Genomic DNA, 18772 nt, shown 5'->3' with positions numbered 1-18772 from the left:
CCAAGGATAAAAAAAAACCCCGCAATTGCGGGGTTTTTGTGAGAGGGGTTTTCATTACCAGCCCGGCGTTTGTTTATAGACGCCATTGCTTAAGGAAATCTCGTCGGGATTGATGGGCCATGCCATATGTTTGGCTGGGTCGAAATTACGTGCGGGCCAGACCTGCTGAATGGTATAAGGAGAGGCTGGATCGGTCTTAATAGTATGGATGCGGCCGTGCAGGGGGGCATTGATGGTGGCAACATCGCCCCATCTTTTCAGGTCTTCGAACCTATCGGTCCATTCGCATGCGAGCTCACAGCGGCGTTCGTGTTTCAGGTCGGCCATGGTAGGCGCTGCGATGGGGCCAAGTCCTACCCGTGCGCGTACTTCATTGAGCGGGGCGGCGGCATCGGCGCTCTTGCCTTGCTGAATAAGGGCTTCGGCCTTGAATAGCAAGATCTCGGCATAGCGCATCAGCGGCAGGTTGAGCCGTGTGGTGGGATAGTTGCCGTCCTGGTTGATCATGGGGTTCGTGGACGCATCTCCATTGGAACCATAGCTATAGGGCTCCATATACTTATTGATCTGGAAGCCTGAGAGGCTGTTGGTGGAATAATAGCTCCGGTTTTGCCCGAAGTAGGTGAATTGGTCTCCGAATTTCAGGATGGTGGCTTCCCGCCGGGGATCGGTGGCTTCGTATTCATCATAGAGCTCTTCCGTGGGTTGGAAATAACCCCAACCGTTGTAAATGCCCCAGCCTGTGTTTTCCAGCACTACACCCACGAATTCCGAACCGCCCTGGGTACCGGAAGTGACGGACCAGATGTATTCGGAGCTCCAGTTGTTGGCGATCTTGAAAACGGCCTTGTAATTGTCTGCAGGGTTGGCATTTCCGGTGATCAATGCCCTACCGCATTCGTTCTTTATCCTGTCGCAGAGATCGGGGATCAGCGCCCATTTGCTGGGGTCGTACTGGGCCCAGTAGGCATAGGTCTTTACCAGGTAGCCAAGGGCGGCTGCTCTATGCGCCCTGCCTTTATCGGCATCGCCATAGGTGCTGAACAAGGGTAGCAGATCTGCTGCCCTTTGCAGGTCGGCCGCAATAATGGCATAGTCGTTCGTAACCGACGGCAGCTGAGGGGCGATGCGCAGTCCGTAATGGACGTCTTCGGCACTGTCGTAAGGGACGCCCTGGTTTTTATGGCCCCAGAGGTAAGCGATCCAGAAATGGACAAAGCCACGCATGAAATAGGCTTCGCCTAAACTGCGATTCTTGAAGTCAGTGGACAGGCTGGTGGAAGCCTTGATCCCAACCACCGCCTGATTGGCTTTGCTGAGCATGGAGTAGAGATCGCTCCAGCCGCCGGCCATATAATCTTCATTGCCTGTACAGACAAAATTCTTGATATTCTCTGCTTTGGCCTTGGGTCTGCCTACGATGAGGTCGTCGCTGGCGTTTTGCATCCAAAAGAGGTTGCGGCCCCACGTAGGTTCGTCCTTCATCGCCACATACAGGGCGGCGGTACCTTTAATAGCATCGGACTCATTATCCCATAAATAGGCGGACGATGCGGTGCCATTGGGCTTGGTATCTACCCAGCTCTTACTGCATGAACCGAGGCCAAGCACTGATAGAATGAATAAGTAGTTTAATATTGTCGATTTCATATCCTGATCGATTATAAAAATTAAAAAGTAAGTTTTACGCCGGCAGCGTATATCCTTGATACGGGGAATTGTCCCCCGTCCAGGCCTATACCGCCTACTTCGGGGTCCATCCCGCTGTAATGGGTAAACGTCAACAGGTTGTCGCCGCTGACATAGACCCGTAGGTTGCAGTTCTTAAGAAGCTGCGGAAAATTGTACCCGATAACCACGCTTTTTACGCGCAGATAATCCCCATTCTCCAGGTACCAGTCGGAAGCGGTACCGAAATTATTATTGTGGTCGCTGGCGGAAATGATGGGGATGTTGGAGTGAGGGTTGGAGGGGGACCAAGCGTCCAGGATCTTATCCCACCTGTTGTAGCCTTGCTCCGAGCCATTAAGGGTGGATTCTTTGAAAGCATGGAACAGCTTCACACCGCCCACGCCCTGCAGGAACATGCTGAGGTCAAAGCGTTTCCATTGCAGGTTAACTGTAAATCCATAAGTGAATTTGGGGGCGGCGCTGCCCATGTATACCCTGTCGGAATCGGTGATCTTGCCGTCGTGGTTTTGATCGATGAATTTCAGGTCACCTGCTTTGGCATTGGGTTGAATGCGCGTACCATTGGGGCCTACGTAGTCCTGGGCTTCCTTATCGGTCTGGAAGATGCCGGCACTTTTCACCAGCCAGTAAGAATAGTAAGGTTGTCCAACAGTAGAACGGTAGGGGTTAAGCGAGCCACTTCTCCAGGAGTCGCCATGCGCCCAGTATCCATCTGGTTTCCCATTGATGTACTCCACTCTGTTCTTCAGCGTGGCTATGTTGCCGCCGACCTCATATGCCAATTTCCCGGCTGTGCCTTTCAGGGTGGCTGTGAGCTCAATGCCCGAGTTCCTGATATTTCCCTGATTGATGAACGGAGGATTTAATCCCATGGTAGAGGGCCAGTTAGGCAACGTCTGTATCAGGTCATAAGTGTGCTTATTAAAATAATCCACGGTGAATAACAGTCTTTCTTTGAACAGACTGATATCCAGACCCAGGTCTTTTTGTTCGGACGTTTCCCAGCTGAGATTGGGGTTCACGGCCTGTGCCATGTAAAAAGCCGGTGTATGGGGCGCGGCATCGCCTACCTGGTAGGTATAGTCGGGCGTAAGTGTTGGATAGCCATAATAGTAACCGATTGAACCCAGGTTACCGATGCGGCCCCAGCTGGCCCTTATTTTTAACAAGTCTACCATTGGCACATTAAAGAATGGCTCTGAGCTTATTTTCCAGGCTGCGGTGGCGCCGGGAAGTCCTTTGCCCCGATGACCGGGGGCCAGCCTTCCTGCAATATCATAGCGGTAGCTGCCTGTCAGGAAGTAGCGGTCGGCCCAGCTATAGGATAATCTACCGACATAGGACGTGTTGCGGTCTTTCGTATCCCAGTCGTTGGGGTTGATGGCTGTAAAGTCGCCCGCATTGACAAAGAACTGTGCCCAGTTGGCTTCATTATCAAAAGTCTTAGCAGAGGCGGAGAAACCCATGTCGGCTACTTCCTGTGAAGTGGTGGAGGCCATAGCACCTATGCTATGTCTTCCGATGTTGCGGTTGTAGTTAGCGGTGTTTTCCCAGATCCAGCTATGGGTCTTATGCGTGGTATAGTCCAGCTCGTTGTTATTGTTCGGTTTGCCCGGCTCTGTACGTTTGGGGGTGAAGTTCTTATACAGCGAGCTGCCCTGGCGATAGGAGAAGCGTGTGAAGAAGGAGAGCCCGGTGATGACATTGGCGATCCTTAGCTCTGAAACAGATTGCATGTCTGTGGACTTGTTATAGGGCTTGTTGCGCAGCAGGGTGGCCACAGGGTTGACGGCATCGCCATGGATACCTGCGTAGGTAAGTGCATCCCGGGGGACGGTGCCTCCGAAAGTCCCATCAGGATAATACACGGTGGCTGAGCGGGGCATGTAAATGGCGGAGAGGATGGTGCCGTCGTAACCGCTTTCCGTACTGGTGCCCCTGTTGTCGTTGTTGTTTAAAAACACATCCTGCCTGAATTTTATTTTCGGACTGAATGTGTAGGAGGCGTTGAAGCGACCGGAGATATTCTTGCTATAGGTATTCAACAGCGTACCCTGGTTCTCCTCATACCTGCCTGCGAAGAGGGTGGAGAACTTATCCGTACCTGAATTGATGACAATGTTATGCCTTTGAACGAGACCGGTCCTGAAGATGGAGTGGACCCAGTCGGTGCGGGTTACCTGGTCGTATGGATTTTTAGTAGCATCCCACCCATCCAGAGGCGTTAAGCCGGCGTTGTTATAGGCCAGGTTGGCCACCTGGGCTGTTTTATCTGCTGTCAGCGACTGGGGCAGTCTCCAGGCTGTCTTCGCGCCGACAAAGCCGGAATATTCTATGCTGGGCTTGCCCTGGGTGGATTGAGCCTGGCGGGTAGTGATCAGGATGACGCCGGCGGATCCGGAAAATGCTCCATAGATCGCGGCTGAAGCGGCATCTTTTAAGATGGTGACTGATACCACATCGGCTGGATTATAGGGTGCATTCGGAACGCCGTCCACTACAAACAATACGTCTTCGGGCCCCTGGGAGCCTTTGCCCCTGATGACGATGTTCGGGGTCTTGTCAGGATGTCCTCCCTCGCTGACCACGGTGACGCCGGGGACCTTGCCCTGTATCATATTGGCCACATCCAACACCGGTCGCTCTTTGATCTGATCCATGTCCGGCACTTCGGCTACGGCGGCAGAAAGGTCCTTTTTACGTATAGCGCCATATCCAATTACCACCACCCTATCCAGGGCTGAATTTTTATTTTGCAGGACAATGCTTAAAGAGATGCGGCCATTCTCCTTCATTTCATATCCGGATAAGGTATCGTTTTCATAACCGATGGAGCTGAGGATAAAGCGGTAGTTGCTGCCTGCCGGTACATTGCTGATACTGAAGATACCTTTGCTGTTGGTTGTTGTGGCGCTTTTAAATGCATTCGAAGCGTTGTCCAGGCGAACGGTGACGCCCTCCAGTGCTTCGCCCTTTTCGTTCTTTACAATGCCCGTGGCCATGTTGGCGGCGGGCTGGGCCATCGCCTGCAACGAGCAGGCGAGCAGTAGTAAGACCCATGTTAGCATTCGATTCATAAGCTGATGTTTGTTTTAAATGTTTAGGTTTTTTAAAGTTGGAACAATAGCCTGCCTTGCGCATATTTTAATGCGCTTTGTCATCGATCTGAATATGTGTTTGGGTTATTTTACCTGAATAGAGAAACTGTTGTCGCTGATTTTTTTAAGGGATAGTTCATTAAGATCGCAAAGGGTGTTTAAGAATGATTCCAGCGATTCCTTGTCCTTGTTCAGGCTGCCCGTAAAGGTCATGTTCTGCAACGTTGCCGGATCGAAAGAAATGGAAACATTATATTCCTTTTGCAATAGAGAGAAAATCTCTTCCAAAGGACGGTTGGTAAAATTCAGGATCTGCTGCGGCGAAGACTGGACGGGAGCTGCGGGAGCTTTAGCGACCAGGAGGGGAACGGTGTTCTTTATCTGCACGGAAAAATCCTCTTTGTTAATAACCAGCTGCTGACCGGGGACCAGGTAAATATTCCCGAATGAACCGCCGCGTTTTCCTTCTTCCTTTTTGATCACGATCCTTCCGCTGAACAGGTGGACTGTGGTAAACAGGCCGCCTTTATCGCTGACGCTGAAGACGGTGCCCAGGGCGGTGGTGGAGATATCTTTTGAATGAACGACAAACGGTCTTACGTTGTCTTTCTTTACTGTGAAGACGGCCGTGCCCTCCAGGAATATGTCTCTCTGGCCATTGATGAACGCGCTGTCGAACGAGAGGGTGCTGTTGGCGGATAATTCCACCTTGCTGCCATCGGGCAGGAAGAAGGCCTTTGTTTTAGACGAGGTGTTGCGTATATCTTTCAGCAGGGGCTGTGGTTTTGCCGGAGGAGGGGTTGCACATGCGGTCTCCGGCTTTGTATTGTCGCTTTTATTCTTATAAAGCAGGAAGAAGAGGGCGGTCAGGGCAATGACCGCGGCTGCTGCCACCCAGCCATACCCGATCCTTCTCACCGGCGTGGGCATTTTGCCAATCTCATCTTCGATGGCCTGGCGCATTTTTTCCGTTGGCGCTTCGTGGAGAGCATTGGGGGTGAAAGCTTCCCAGCTGTCTTCGGTAAGGTATTGCGCTAACTTTTCAGGGTTGTCGTTGAAAAACGCCTGTACCTGCTGCCGTTCTTCTTCGGTGCAGCCGCCCTGGAAAAAACGCTCTATCAATTGATCTGGGATGCTCATATATTGTATTCGTATGAGCGGGGAATATCCCCCGGTCTCTGCGAAGATTTTTTTTAAAAAAGGGAAATGAGGCCTTTCCTGAGGTATTTCAGCGCCCTGGTGATGTGGCCTTCAATGGTTTTGGGAGAGATGGAAAGGTGCGCGCTGATCTCTTTGTGGGAAAGGTCGCCGAGGCGGCTTAATTTAAATACCTGCCTGCTTTGGGCGGGCAGCTGTTCTATAGCGGAAAGGACATGCTGGAGCTCTTCTTTATAGGAGTACTTTTCATGCTCCTGAGGACCCGCGATGAACGTATCTGAAAGTTCCTGTGTTTCCCGGACCTTTTCCTTGCGAAGGAGGTCGATGAGGGTGCTTTTGGCGATCCTGAACAGTTGGGTGGAGATGTCGTATTGTTCTGACAGACCTTCTCTTTTTTCCCATAGTTTGACGAAGGTAAGCTGGACTGTCTCTTCTGCGAGGTAGGCGGATTGGGTATATCTATATATGTACTGGTAAAGTTTAAGATGGTATTCCTCAAAAACTTTACTGTAGATTAATCTGTTGCCTTCTATTATCTCTTTCACCTGGGTCATAGCAGTGGCGCAAAGTTCTGGTCAAATGTCCGGATCTCGCAATCGTGTTTGGTTATGTTTATATTAAGAGTGTATGTGGGATATGGTTTGGCTAAGATATGGAGAAATTTGATTATGTGCGTGGAGGGGATGTTAATGTGTTTGGGCAAGGGAGGATTGCCTTCGGCGATCCTCTTAGGGGGGAGGCTAAACGTCAATCGATAGCCCAGGCGCTGGCGCGCCTGGAGATTTTTCATCCCGTCCGCTTTGGTGAGCGAGCTCACCCAGCTCCCGGAATGAAAAATCCCCGCCTTTTCAGGCGGGGCTATCGATTAAAGTTTGCTGTAGAGGGAGGATTCGAACCTCCACGGGGCAGTTAGCCGTAGCGCAATCTGTGGTGGTCAACCCCAGTCGAATCCGGTGGAAGCCGGACCCGGCATTACACTATGTTTATCCTGGATCCCCACCCCCGAGACAAGAGGGCATGTCTGCCAAGTTTCATCACTCCACATTGTGATATTGGTGGACCCTGCAGAGGGTCCGGTGGCTGTAGGAGGAGGACTCGAACCTCCACGGAGCGGTTAGCTGTAGCGCAATCTGTGGTGGTCAACCCCAGTCGAACCCGGCGTGAGCCAGATCCGGCATTACACTATGTTTATCCCGATTCTCCACCCCCGAGACAAGAGGGCATGTCTGCCAAAGATTCCATCATCCCACAGTATCGGCTTCTAAAAAGAGCTGCTTTGATGTAAAATTAAAGAAATAGGCCAATTTTTCGTGTTTTTTCAATAAAAATTTTTGTGTTTTCAAAATTATTCAAATATTTGCATTCTGCTGTAGAGAAAATTTAAAAACACTATTCAAGATGGCGGTAAAATTGAATCTCGACAAATTGGATTTGCAGATAATCCATGAAATGATGGACAATGCGGAAATCTCCTATGCGGAATTAGGCAAAAAACTATTCGTTTCGGGAGGTACAATCCATGTACGGATCAAGAAATTACAGGAGCTGGCTGTCGTTAAAGGTACAAAATTACATGTAGATCTGAAACAATTGGGGTACGATGTCATCGCCTTTATTGGGATCTACCTGGAAAAGAGTTCTTTATATGACAGTGTTGCCCGGGAACTGCAAAAGATACCGGAGATCGTGCGGTTGAACTACACGACGGGGAATTACAGCATGTTTGCGGAGATCGCCTGTAAGGATATCAACCAGCTGCGTTATGTGCTGCATGATGAGCTGCAGAAGATCAAGGGTATCGAACGTACGGAGACCTTTATTTCCCTCGACGAAAGTTTTAGCCGGAATGTACAGGTCTTTAAAGAATAGTCGTTAAATTGTCTGATCAATACGATTCACTTATGAAGCAACGATTTGCCTCAAAAGGCATACTGGCCTTACTGATCATTGCGCTGGTCCCCATGGTATGGGGCTGTGGCGGCGGTAAAAGCACCCCTGAAGCTACCCTGGCAGTGACCATGAACCCGGCAAACGGCACTGTTGTGGCTCCTGCCCTGGCGCCCTTCAACCTGAATGTAACCATTACATCCACGATGCCTGCGGCTGGCGTTACTATTTCCGTTGCAGCAGCAAAGGACGGCAGCTCCACCACTTTCTTTTCCACCTCGAAGAGTACGACGACGGCCTCCAATGATTTTACCATTACGGGTCAGGCCCTGGGCGACCTGAATGTTGTTACCGTCACGGTGAAATCCAACAGTACGCCTTCCAATACGTGGACGGGCAGCTATCGATTTACACAAAAAGGTTAGGTCCTTACATCCAGCGCGTCGCGCAGTCCATTTCCCAGGAGGTTGAATGCCAGCACCAGCAGCATGATAGCCAGTCCCGGCGCCAGCGCCAGCATGGGGTTATGGGTGATGATGAAATTATAATTCTCCTTGATCATCAGTCCCCAGCTGGGTTGAGGGGGCTGTACGCCTACGCCTAAGAAGCTCAGGCCGGCTTCGATGACGATGGCGGAGGCGAAATTGGAGGCACATACGACCCAAACGGGTCCCATGACATTGGGCAGGATATGAAGAAAGAGTATGCGGCTGTGGGAATAGCCCAGGGCGCGGGCGGCTTCTACAAATTCTCTTTCTCTGACGGCCAGCACCTGGCCCCGGATGATCCTGGCCACATTTACCCAGAGTGTCAGTCCAATGGCGATGAACACCTGCCAGAATCCTTTCCCCAGCATCAGCGTGATGGCAAAGACCAGCAGCAGTGTGGGGATGCTCCAGATGACATTGATCAGCCAGAGGATGGTCTCGTCCACCTTACCCCGGAAATAGCCTGCCAGGGCGCCCAGCAGCACGCCGACGCTGAGTGAGATCAATACCGTGACCAGTCCTACGGCGAGGCTTACCCGGACGCCAACGAGCAACCTGCTTAAAATATCACGGCCATACTTATCCGTGCCGAGGAGAAAGGTGCGGGTTTCCACGTTGTAAGGGTTGCGGAAAGGAGCGCTGTTGATCCTGATGATGCTCATGGGGAAGCTTATTCTTTCTTCCACGCCTTCGTCCACGTATTTCTGCACCACGAGGCTGTCCGATTGGGCGGTGTAGCTGTTGATGGGGATGTAGTAATATCGGTCCGCCTCGCCGGAGAGCAGCTGTTGAAAAAAAGAAGGGGGAGACTGTCTCCTGTCCTTTGGCAGCCGCAGGAATTGTTGTTGGAAGCCTGGTTTGCGTCCACCTATCTCGACGATCATACGATTGGCATCGGGAGAGGAGTCAGGGGCGATGAAATAGGCAGTGACCGCCACGACAAGGGCGGCACCGATGATGATCAGTCCAAAAATAGCGCCTTTGTTGCGGAGCAGGCGGCGCCAGGTATTTCGATTAGCACTCATTTCTTTACTTTTCGGTCTTTCCATTTATAGCTGCCAAACTGGCCCAGCCACCCGATGATAACAGTATAGGCTATGTGGAATGGCTGCAAGGCCGGGAAATAGACCATCAGGCGCTGTTGTCCGAAGAAGCCTGCGACGGAGCGGACGAAAGGGTATTCAAGAAAAGTCTTTACCAGGCCCAGCAGCAGCAGCAGCCATAGATACCAGGTATTCCACCAGGCGGCCAGCAGGAGGACAGGGAAAAGCAGGTTGATCAGGTACACCAGCAACAGCACCCAGAAGATCCGCCGGTCGTCATAGCTGGCGGCTTTGCTTGCCCAGCGGATGCGTTGGTTGACGAAGCCTTTCCAGCTTCGTTCCGGCTGGGTGGACACGATGGCGGGTCGGCTTTTCAGGAAGAAGACCTTGTCAGGATGCCGCAGGTAGATCTTATGCATCAACAGCATATCATCTCCGGAGGGCAGCCGATCGATGTCCCTGAAACCTTCCACCTCTTCAAAAGCTTTTTTCTCATAGGCCAGGTTGGCGCCATTGCACATGGAATGGAACCGGCGGGCCACGGAGGCTGCGGTGATACCCTGGAGGGTAATGAAGTCGAGGGTTTGCAGGAGGAACAGGAAGCCGGAATGGCTCCTGCCGCTGCGCTGGTATGCGATGCGGACGGGAGCGGCTATGAATTTTGCGCCGGTGGCCTCGTGATAAGCGGCGATCGTCTTCAGCCAGTCGGGGGTGAACCAGCAATCGGCGTCGGTGGTGACGATGAGGCTGCCCCTGGCGGCGAGGACGCCGGTCTCGATGGCGAACTTTTTATAGGCAAGGACAGGACCCGTATGGTCTGAGAGCGAGCGGCAGGTGAGTGAAAAGGGTGCGGTGGCGGCAAATTCCTTTACCAGCCGCGCGGTGCTATCCGCAGAATGATCGTCGATGACAATGACGTCAAACAGGTGGCGGGGGTAGGATTGGAGGGAAAGGGACTGGAGGCACGTGAGGATATTCTTTTCTTCATTGCGGGCGGGCACCAGCACGGTGATACGGGTCTGCGGGGGCTTTGCCGTGGCCGGCGGCGACCATTGGGGCGTGGTGCTCCATGCCTGGCGGTACCACAGGATCAGCCCACCGTAAAGGGTTAGCAGCAGCAGGGATATGATGGTGAGGACAAACATGTTACCGGGGGGTAAATATAGGCGAACTTGTCCTTAGGTGGATGGGTGGCTTATTCTTTTAGGAGGGAAAGCAGCGTCTCCAGGTGCCGGGCCTGCAGCAGGCGATGGCCGACGTCGAGCACCTCCAGCTTGCAGAAGGGGGCGATGGCTGCACAAAAACGCCGTCCTGTCTCCACCCGAATGACACGGTCATAGCGGCCATACAGCAATCGTACGGGCAACTCCTGCCTGCGAATGTAGCTTGTAACGGTGTCGATATGGGGTCTGAAGCTGTGGAGGGAGATCCAGCGGCTGTAAAGGTCCCTGCGCACCTGTGCATCTCCGATATAGGAGACGACGAACTTGTAGATGCTGAGGTTCACCAGCCGAAGGGCATTGCCTGCGCGGAGTGTTGCCAGGAACCAGCCGGGGTGATGGATGGTCCACCGGAAGAGCCGCCGTCCCGGGCCTGTTTGTGTGGCCAGCCAGTACCAGAAATTCAGCTTTAGTCCATCCGGCGCCACCAGGATGAGGCGCTGGATCTTTTCCGGCATTTTCTCCATCAGGCTGAGCGCGATGCGGCCGCCCATGCTATAGCCCATCAGCCACCATGATGCGGACAGCGGCTGGCCGGCCGTCATGACAGTGAGGAGCGTTACCAGGTCATCGATGGTAAAAGAAAGCCCGTTCTGCCATTCCGTGGAGCCGTGAAAGGGAAGATCGATGGCGAAGACGGTGAACGCATCGCCCAGCGCCTCTCCGAGAAAGGAGAAGCCGGCGGCCGACTCGCCATAGCCGTGAAAGCAGAGCAGCACCTGAGGGCCGTTGCCCCACCGGGAATAGCTGACCCTGGATGATCCGAATGTGATAAATGAGGTATGCATATTTAACCGTTACTGCGGGTTAAATCTACATACTTGTAATGAAATGCTCACGGTCGGAAGGCAAAAGACTGTACGATCTGGTCTCCGTCGGCCGTGGAGATCTTCAGGAAGTAAACGCCGGCGGCGAGCGGCGGTAAGTAGGCCGTGAGCATGGCCGAGGGCGCCCTGCACGTGTAGGACTGTTGCTTCACGGGCCGGCCGGTGGCGCTGAGAATGGTGAGCAGGATCACCTGGTCTTTTGGAAGGCTGATCTCGGCGTTGACGCTGCTGTATCCATCCCGGGTGTAAAAACGTTGAATGCCGAATTTTTTATGGTCGGGATCAAAAAGGACAACATTTGAGAAGGCGGGCGTTCCATCGACCACGATCTTCAGCCGATAGAAAGCCCGGGTGGCCAGCGGGACCTTGTCCGTAAAGGAATATTCCTGTGCGGGTGCGGAGGGCACTGCTTTTTGATCGTCGATATCACGGTAGGGCGATCCGTCCTCGCTCCGTTGTACGATGAAATCTTCCGTGCTGCCCTGGGCGGCGGCTTTCCAGTCCAGCTCGATGCCTTGTTTTGTCCGGTGGCCGGCGAAGCTTTCGAATAAGAGGGCCAGCGGCGGGATCGGCGGCAGGATATTCGCGCTCAGGACCACCTGGTAAAGCAGGCGGTGACCGGCATTGTTGGGATGAATGCCATCGGGTGTATAGATCGGGTTAATGTCCAATGAACTCGGGGCTACCAGCGGATCGAAGAAATCAAAACTATGACCGGGAAATTCAGCCAGGATGGAGTCTTTTCCTATTTGCAGCGTGAGCTGTTGCCCGTGGTTGGAAAGGTTCCGGGGCTGGGTGGAGCACACATAACATTTTTTACCGGCGGCTACCACGATGTTGTACATCGTACGGAGATTGGCGAGATACGTCGACAATGGAATGTCGGCTACGGCATCATTGGTCGGGTAGCTGATGAGAACGATGTCCGGATTAAAGTTCACTGCATGGGTGATGTTACGGGTCGTGTCGGCGGCGCCAGGCAATCCATTGAAAGTAGTTGTTCCTCCCAGGGCGCGGTTGTCCAGGGAGTCCAGCCTGCCCAGGGACTTACAATAGGCTTTAAAGCGGTTGACCCAGGAACTATCGGCCGGAGAGGCGCCTGTGCCTGCTGCGGTGGAAGAACCGATGACAGCGATCCTAAGCTTTGTCTGGGCGGAGGAAAAAATGGGCATAATAATGCCTAGTGCGATAATGTACAGGTAATTACGCATAGCGAAAGGTTTTTAGGGTTGCAAGAAACAGAAGGGAAGGATATTTAAATATATGCTTTGACCACGCAGTCAAAATGCAGTCGCGGCCACCTCCAAAAAATTTTTTCGACCACTTTGCCGATCCGGAAAATAGTAGTAATTTCATTTAGTTGTTTAACTAACTATATGCCAAACAACCAGTTTAAGAAAGGTGAATTATATAGTTTCATTACGGGGAAGGCCAGCACGGCCATTGCCCGCAACCTGCAGAAGAAGTTCAATACGGCGGGCCTGAAGATCACCATCGAGCAGTGGAGCGTATTGTACCATTTATGGAAGGAGGATGGTAAAAGCCAGCAGGAGCTATGTAATGCCACATTCCGGGACAAGCCCAGCATTACGCGGCTGGTGGACAACCTGGAGAAGCTGCAGTTGGTGAAGCGGGTGCCTTCCGGCAATGATCGCCGGATCAACCTTATCTACCTGACGAAGCAGGCGCAGAAACTGCAGGAGGAGACGATGGGGTTGGCGGAGGCCACGCTGAACGAGGCGTTGGAAGGTGTGCCGCAGGACAGGATAGAGATCTGTAAAGAGGTTCTGCAGGTAGTGTATGATAACCTTCGGTAAAGGATCGGAATCAATTTTTTCATTCAATAAACTGTTTTCTTATGGGCGCCTCAACCGACAAAAAACAAGCTCTCAAAGGAGCTGAATGGCTGATAAAAGAAAGCAATGCTTTTGAGACCTTCATTCCTGAAGATTTCAACGAAGAGCAGCAAATGGTGAAAGATATGTGCAATGCTTTCCTGGATACGGAAGTTTTGCCTGTCATCGATCGTATAGACAAGCTGGAGCAGGGGCTGATGCCTTCGCTCATTCAAAAGGCCGGTGAGCAGGGACTGCTGGGGGTGGCGGTGCCGGAGGAGTTCGGGGGATTGGGGAAGGATTTTATCACGGCTACGCTGGTGAATGAAGGACTGGGCGGCGGCTTTTCTTTTTCCGTAGGGGTTTCCGCGCATACGGGCATCGGCACTTTACCCATTCTTTATTTCGGCACACCGGAGCAGAAGAAGAAATATATCCCCAAGCTGGCCAGCGGTGAATGGAAGGGCTCGTATGGATTGACGGAACCCAACAGCGGCAGTGACGCGCTGGGCGCCAAGACCACGGCGAAGCTTACTGCCGACGGGAAGCACTATCTCCTGAATGGTCAAAAATGCTGGATCACCAATGGCGGCTTTGCGGACGTATACACTGTCTTTGCAAAGATCGACGGGGACAAGTTCTCCGCGTTTATCGTGGAGAGAGGCTTCGAGGGATTTACCCAGGGACCGGAAGAGCACAAGATGGGGATCAAGGGCAGCAGCACGGTGCAATTGTATTTCCAGGACTGCAAGGTGCCGGTGGAAAACCATTTGGGAGAGATCGGAAAGGGACATGTCATCGCATTCAATATTTTAAACATAGGCAGGCTGAAGCTGTGTGCTGCCGCGCTGGGTGGAGCAAAGCGGGCGCTGAGCATTACTGTCCAGTACGCCAATACCCGGGAACAGTTCAAGACGGCGATCGCCAATTTCGGCGCGATAAAACATAAGCTGGCGGAGATGGCCATCCAGATCTGGACGGGGGAAAGCGCCCTGTATCGTACGGCTAAATGGATCGACGACAAAGAAGTGGAGCTGGTGGCTGCGGGCAAGCCGTTCAACGAGGCGCTGCTGGGCGCCGCGGAGGAGTACGCCATCGAGTGCGCCATATTGAAAGTATTCGGCAGTGAAGCGCTTGACTTTGTCGTGGACGAGGGTGTGCAGGTGCATGGTGGCAATGGGTACAGCGATGAATATACCATTTCGAAAGCCTATCGTGACAGCCGGATCAACCGGATCTACGAGGGTACGAACGAGATCAACCGGCTGCTGACGGTGGATATGGTGCTGAAGCGTGCCATGAAGGGCAGATTGGATATCATGGGCCCTGCCATGGCGGTGTCGAAGGAATTGATGAGCATACCGGAATTCGGCAACGATGATGAAACGCCTTTTGCCAGGGAGAAGAAGGCGATCCGCAACTTCAAGAAAGCTATTTTGATGACGGCCGGCGGAGCTGTGCAGAAGCTGATGACAAAGTTGGAAAATGAACAGGAGGTATTGATGAATATAGCGGACATGGCGATGGCGACCTTTATCGCCGAAAGCTCCCTGTTAAGGGCTGAGAAGCTGGTGGACCAGCGGGGAGAGGCGGCCTGTGCATTCGAGCTGGATATCGTGCGCACCTACCTGTACGACGCGGCCGACCAGATCAATAAGGCCGGCCGGGATGCCATCAACGCATTTGCCGATGGAGATGAGCAACGCATGATGCTATTGGGGTTGAAACGGTTCACCAAGACGGAGCCTTTCAACAGCAAGGAAGCCAGGAGGAGGATCTCGGCAAAGCTGATAGCGGATAATAAATATCCTTTATAGTTTTTTAACGCCCCTTTGAGCGGGGTGATAGGCGAGTCACACATGAGAGCGATGAGGCCCCCTACTAAATAAAGTAGGGCGGCCTTTTTCGTTTGCAGGTATTATCTTTGAAGATGCGGTTTGTCGTATTTTACCTTCTTTTTTTGCTGAGCGGACTGTCCGTCTATTCCCAGGACAGCGTATGGTGGGCCCGTACTACGGGGAAATTCCCTTTTATGGAATATGGCATCGGAGACGATCGACTCGGGGGCGCCAAGCTGGGTTTTCTCGACTCGAATGTCCTGGTGAAGATCGTGGACAGCTTTGGTACGGATTATAAGATCCAGCTGTCTGCCGCGCATTCCGCATATATAGCCAGGACGAGTGTTGTCCCTTTCTACAAGCAGCCTGTCCGTCGTGCGGCGCACAATACCCATCTCAGCGGCAATATAAAAGTTTACGGGGATACCGCTGTGGATCTTGTCGCGATCAGCCTGGACGAGCGGATGCCTTATCATGCTTTTCAAATGATCGATCCTTCCAGGATCGCGGTGGATATTTTTGGCGTCACCAGCAATACCAACTGGATCTCGCAGCTGCGTACGGTGAAGGAGATAAAGAACACCTGGTATGAGCAGGTGGAGGATGATGTATTGCGGGTGTATATTCAGCTGAAGCATAGCCAGCACTGGGGTTTCAGCCTGGAATATGACAGCACGGGCAGGAGGCTGATGGTAAGGGTAAAGCGTCAGCCCGCGGTGCTGGATATCAAAAAGCTACGGATCGCCATAGATGCGGGCCATGGGGGTGATAATGCAGGCGCCGACGGCGTCAACAGCCATGTCCTGGAGAAGAATTATACATTGCTGATCGCCACCGAGGTGCAGAAAACATTGAAGAAAATGGGGGTAAAGAACGTCTTTATGACCCGCACGAAGGATACTTCCCTGTCCATGCCGGAGCGGATGGAAATGTTGAAACAATTCAACCCGCATCTGCTGGTGAGTATCCACCTCAATTCCGCCAGCCATGATACCGTACAGGGTACGAGTACCTATTACCGGTATATCGGCTTCCGCCCCCTGAGCGTGACGATCTTGAATCAAATGCTCTCCTTGAAGCTAAAGGAATACGGCAATGTGGGAAATTTCAATTTTTCGCTCAGCGGGCTCACGGACTTTCCAAACGCCCTGGTGGAAGTGGCTTTTCTCAGTAACCCGGAAGACGAGAAGAAGATCCTGAGCCCGAAATTCCATAAAGCGGTGGCGGGTAAGATCTACCTGGGCATCGTGGACTGGCTGAACCAATTAAAATAAACGTATGAACGGATACCTGATGCAGGAGTTGGACCTTGTTCCGGGGGAGGACAATTTTTTGGAAAGTTTTTCTCCCGAGAACCAGTTTGGGGTGGTCTTCGAGGATGACGGAGAGACCGGCTATTTCTATGCCGTGGAGAAGGATAAGGAAGGTGGCGGGTTGCGGATACTGGATGCGCTGCATATTTATGAAGGCAATGAGATCGGCAGGTCCAAGCTGATGATCGTATGGTCGAAGGACTGGCTGAAATGCGCCCTGGTGCTGGATGGGTATTGTCATGCCGTCTTTGATTTTGTCGCGCAGGGCGGGTATAATATCAATGAGTTCCCTCCTCCCAACGCGATATGGACCAAGGGAGAAAGGAAGCTGACGAATGAATTGATCCAGGGGCTGTTTTAAATACCATTATATGTTTGTACATCATGTTTATTTCTGGCTGCAGCACCCGGAGCGGGTGGAAGACCGTGCAGCGTTGGTGGCCGGGTTGCGGAAGCTGTCGAAGGTGGGCACTATACGGCAGCATCATATCGGTGTACCGGCCGCTACCGACCGGGGTGTCATCGACAATAGCTATTCCGTCAGCTGGATGCTGATCTTCGATACGCCGGAGGACCAGGACAGTTACCAGGTGGACCCTATCCATCTGCAATTTGTAAAAGAGTGTTCGCCTTTGTGGAGTAAGGTGGTGGTTTACGACTCGATAGATGCGTAAGGTTATGGCTTAATATTTGTTATTCCGAAGGTTATATTTTGAAAACTGTAATTACCATCATTGTTACGTACAATGGTCTTAAGTGGATAGATGATTGTCTGAAAAGTGTTCAGCGCAGTATTTATCCCAGCCGTATCCATATCATCGACAACGGGTCGACGGATGGTACGATCGATTTTATCCGGGAGCGTTACCCCGAAGTGGAGGTGACGGCGAGCCCCCGTAATCTCGGGTTTGGACAGGCGAACAATATCGGGATGAAAAAGGCGGTGGACGAGGGGGCGGACTATGTGTTCCTGCTGAACCAGGATGCTTTCGTGGAGCCGGAGACGATCGGGGCCCTGATCGGGGTGCATGCTGCAGACCCGTCGCTGGGGATCATCAGCCCGCTGCATCTCAACGGGAAGGGTACTGCGATGGACGCCAATTTCCTGGAATATTTTCTCCGGAGCGCTGTCACGGACTGGGCGGAAGGCATCCTGCTGGAAAAGGGAGAGCAAACGCTTGTGCGGACGGATTTTGTCAATGCGGCTGCCTGGTTGATCACGGCTGATTGTCTTCGGCGGACGGGCGGCTTCGATCCTGTCTTTTTCCATTATGGGGAGGACGACAATTATGCGCAACGTGTGCGCTATTGGGATTTTGGCATCGGCGTTTTTACGAAGGCCCGGATCCGTCATGACCGGGAGTCGCGTCCCGGCGCTGTTACTTTGCCGCAACAGATGAAAAAGGAGTGGGTGAGGATCCTGATCTATGCGTGTAACATCCGCAGGCCGGGCTATCGCGCCTTTATTGCGCGCCGTACGTTGCGGCATGCTGTGCGGGCAGTCCTTGCCATCTGCACCTTGAAGCTGCCCATGTTCCGATACCATATTACCCTGGCGGCCAGGACGTTGGGACATATGGGCAAGGTCGGGGACTGCCGGCGCCGGTCCCTGGGCGGAGGATGGTGGTCCTGGTGGGCGGGTGATCAGGACAATTCTGCTGCTGCCGCGTCGTCCACGAACCAGTGAAGCTCGCCGGCCTGCGGCATGATGGTTTGTGACGGGTACAGGTCGGGATGATATTCTCCTTTCAATACTTCTTTTAAAGCGTGGGCTTTTTTGGGTCCTGTCGTCAGGAAGGCGATGCGTGCCGCCCTGTTTACGATGGGGCGGGTGAGCGTGATGCGATGCATGTCCTGGGCTTTCAGGAAAAAGGAGGTCACCCAAACCTTTTCTTCATGCACCACGGCTGTTCCCGGGAAAAGGGAGAGGGTGTGGCCGTCGTCACCCATGCCCAGCAGGACGAGGTCGAAGCTGGGGCCTTTCTCTCCAAAATATTGATGCAGGATCTTTTCGTATTCGGTGGCCGACTGCTCGGGTGAGATGTCGGTGCGCATGACATGGATGTGCGCGGCCGGCACGGGGACATGGTTCAATAGCGTCTCGAAAGCCATCTTCGCATTGTTGCGGCTGTCCTGGAAAGGAACGGCCCGTTCGTCACCCCAGAAGATGTGCAGCTTCGACCAGTCGATCTGCTCTTTATACGGAGCGGCGGCCAGGATCTTATGGAGGCGTTCCGGCGTGCTGCCGCCCGAGAGGGCGATGGTGAACCGGGGTTGTCTTTTCAGCGTCGCCGCGATGACGTCTGCGATCCATTTGGCGACGGCTTCACTTAAGGCTTCGGCATCCCTGAATTTGTGTAGCTCCACTGGTAG

The 18772-nt window shown here is 52.8% G+C and carries 17 protein-coding genes; 8 read left to right on the top strand and 9 right to left on the bottom strand.

What is annotated here, in order from left to right:
- Positions 1 to 54 precede the first annotated feature (54 nt).
- From Q4E93_RS27515 to Q4E93_RS27500, 4 genes are all read right to left on the bottom strand, one after another.
- Positions 55 to 1650 (bottom strand): RagB/SusD family nutrient uptake outer membrane protein, encoded by a 1596-nt coding sequence (locus Q4E93_RS27515; RefSeq protein ID WP_303590871.1) that lies wholly within the window; start codon positions 1648 to 1650, stop codon positions 55 to 57.
- 20 nt (positions 1651 to 1670) lie between these two features.
- Positions 1671 to 4769 (bottom strand): SusC/RagA family TonB-linked outer membrane protein, encoded by a 3099-nt coding sequence (locus Q4E93_RS27510; RefSeq protein ID WP_303590870.1) that lies wholly within the window; start codon positions 4767 to 4769, stop codon positions 1671 to 1673.
- Positions 4770 to 4874: 105 nt separating this feature from the next.
- Complete coding sequence (locus Q4E93_RS27505; RefSeq protein WP_303590869.1) at positions 4875 to 5930, bottom strand: FecR family protein; 1056 nt, start codon at positions 5928 to 5930, stop codon at positions 4875 to 4877.
- 53 nt (positions 5931 to 5983) lie between these two features.
- Complete coding sequence (locus Q4E93_RS27500) at positions 5984 to 6502, bottom strand: RNA polymerase sigma-70 factor (RefSeq protein ID WP_303590868.1); 519 nt, start codon at positions 6500 to 6502, stop codon at positions 5984 to 5986.
- An 844-nt stretch (positions 6503 to 7346) separates the two neighbouring features.
- On the opposite strand from Q4E93_RS27500, the gene Q4E93_RS27495 reads away from it, so the two are divergent.
- Positions 7347 to 7817 (top strand): Lrp/AsnC ligand binding domain-containing protein, encoded by a 471-nt coding sequence (locus Q4E93_RS27495; protein ID WP_303590867.1) that lies wholly within the window; start codon positions 7347 to 7349, stop codon positions 7815 to 7817.
- 32 nt (positions 7818 to 7849) lie between these two features.
- Positions 7850 to 8260 carry a hypothetical protein gene (locus Q4E93_RS27490; protein WP_303590866.1) on the top strand — a complete coding sequence of 137 codons (411 nt, stop codon included), beginning with the start codon at positions 7850 to 7852 and terminating at the stop codon, positions 8258 to 8260.
- Here the strand turns inward: Q4E93_RS27490 and Q4E93_RS27485 are convergent.
- The 4 genes from Q4E93_RS27485 to Q4E93_RS27470 are packed head-to-tail and all read right to left on the bottom strand — an operon-like array spanning position 8257 to position 12624.
- Positions 8257 to 9348, bottom strand: coding sequence for an ABC transporter permease (locus Q4E93_RS27485; RefSeq protein ID WP_303590865.1), 1092 nt, complete (start codon positions 9346 to 9348; stop codon positions 8257 to 8259). The genes Q4E93_RS27490 and Q4E93_RS27485 overlap by 4 nt on opposite strands.
- Positions 9345 to 10511 carry a glycosyltransferase gene (locus Q4E93_RS27480; RefSeq protein ID WP_303590864.1) on the bottom strand — a complete coding sequence of 389 codons (1167 nt, stop codon included), beginning with the start codon at positions 10509 to 10511 and terminating at the stop codon, positions 9345 to 9347. Before Q4E93_RS27480 ends, Q4E93_RS27485 begins: the two co-directional genes overlap by 4 nt.
- Positions 10512 to 10561: 50 nt before the next feature.
- Complete coding sequence (locus tag Q4E93_RS27475; protein WP_303590863.1) at positions 10562 to 11374, bottom strand: alpha/beta fold hydrolase; 813 nt, start codon at positions 11372 to 11374, stop codon at positions 10562 to 10564.
- Between the two features lie 47 nt (positions 11375 to 11421).
- Positions 11422 to 12624, bottom strand: coding sequence for an SGNH/GDSL hydrolase family protein (locus Q4E93_RS27470; protein ID WP_303590861.1), 1203 nt, complete (start codon positions 12622 to 12624; stop codon positions 11422 to 11424).
- Between the two features lie 165 nt (positions 12625 to 12789).
- On the opposite strand from Q4E93_RS27470, the gene Q4E93_RS27465 reads away from it, so the two are divergent.
- The 6 genes from Q4E93_RS27465 to Q4E93_RS27440 all read left to right on the top strand — a co-directional run bounded on the left by Q4E93_RS27465 (position 12790) and on the right by Q4E93_RS27440 (position 18086).
- Positions 12790 to 13230, top strand: a complete 441-nt coding sequence (locus Q4E93_RS27465; RefSeq protein WP_303590859.1) for a MarR family winged helix-turn-helix transcriptional regulator — start codon at positions 12790 to 12792, stop codon at positions 13228 to 13230.
- A 41-nt stretch (positions 13231 to 13271) separates the two neighbouring features.
- A complete protein-coding gene (locus tag Q4E93_RS27460) occupies positions 13272 to 15065 on the top strand; it encodes an acyl-CoA dehydrogenase FadE (protein WP_303590857.1) in 1794 nt (597 codons plus the stop codon).
- A 113-nt stretch (positions 15066 to 15178) separates the two neighbouring features.
- Positions 15179 to 16360 carry an N-acetylmuramoyl-L-alanine amidase family protein gene (locus Q4E93_RS27455; RefSeq protein WP_303590855.1) on the top strand — a complete coding sequence of 394 codons (1182 nt, stop codon included), beginning with the start codon at positions 15179 to 15181 and terminating at the stop codon, positions 16358 to 16360.
- A 4-nt stretch (positions 16361 to 16364) separates the two neighbouring features.
- On the top strand, positions 16365 to 16760 hold the full coding sequence (locus Q4E93_RS27450) for a DUF2251 domain-containing protein (protein ID WP_303590853.1): 396 nt from the start codon (positions 16365 to 16367) through the stop codon (positions 16758 to 16760).
- Between the two features lie 10 nt (positions 16761 to 16770).
- Positions 16771 to 17073 carry a Dabb family protein gene (locus Q4E93_RS27445; protein ID WP_303590851.1) on the top strand — a complete coding sequence of 101 codons (303 nt, stop codon included), beginning with the start codon at positions 16771 to 16773 and terminating at the stop codon, positions 17071 to 17073.
- 38 nt (positions 17074 to 17111) lie between these two features.
- On the top strand, positions 17112 to 18086 hold the full coding sequence (locus tag Q4E93_RS27440; protein WP_303590849.1) for a glycosyltransferase family 2 protein: 975 nt from the start codon (positions 17112 to 17114) through the stop codon (positions 18084 to 18086).
- On the opposite strand, the gene pgl is transcribed toward Q4E93_RS27440, so the two are convergent.
- Positions 18044 to 18766 (bottom strand): 6-phosphogluconolactonase, encoded by a 723-nt coding sequence (gene pgl / locus Q4E93_RS27435; RefSeq protein WP_303590847.1) that lies wholly within the window; start codon positions 18764 to 18766, stop codon positions 18044 to 18046. The two genes, Q4E93_RS27440 and pgl, sit on opposite strands and share 43 nt — an antisense overlap.
- Positions 18767 to 18772 lie beyond the last annotated feature (6 nt).

The organism is Flavitalea plasmicola (assembly GCF_030546645.1).
Classification (GTDB): domain Bacteria; phylum Bacteroidota; class Bacteroidia; order Chitinophagales; family Chitinophagaceae; genus Puia.
Note: the sequence above shows the minus strand (reverse complement) of the source record. Positions and strands in the feature narration are given on the sequence as shown.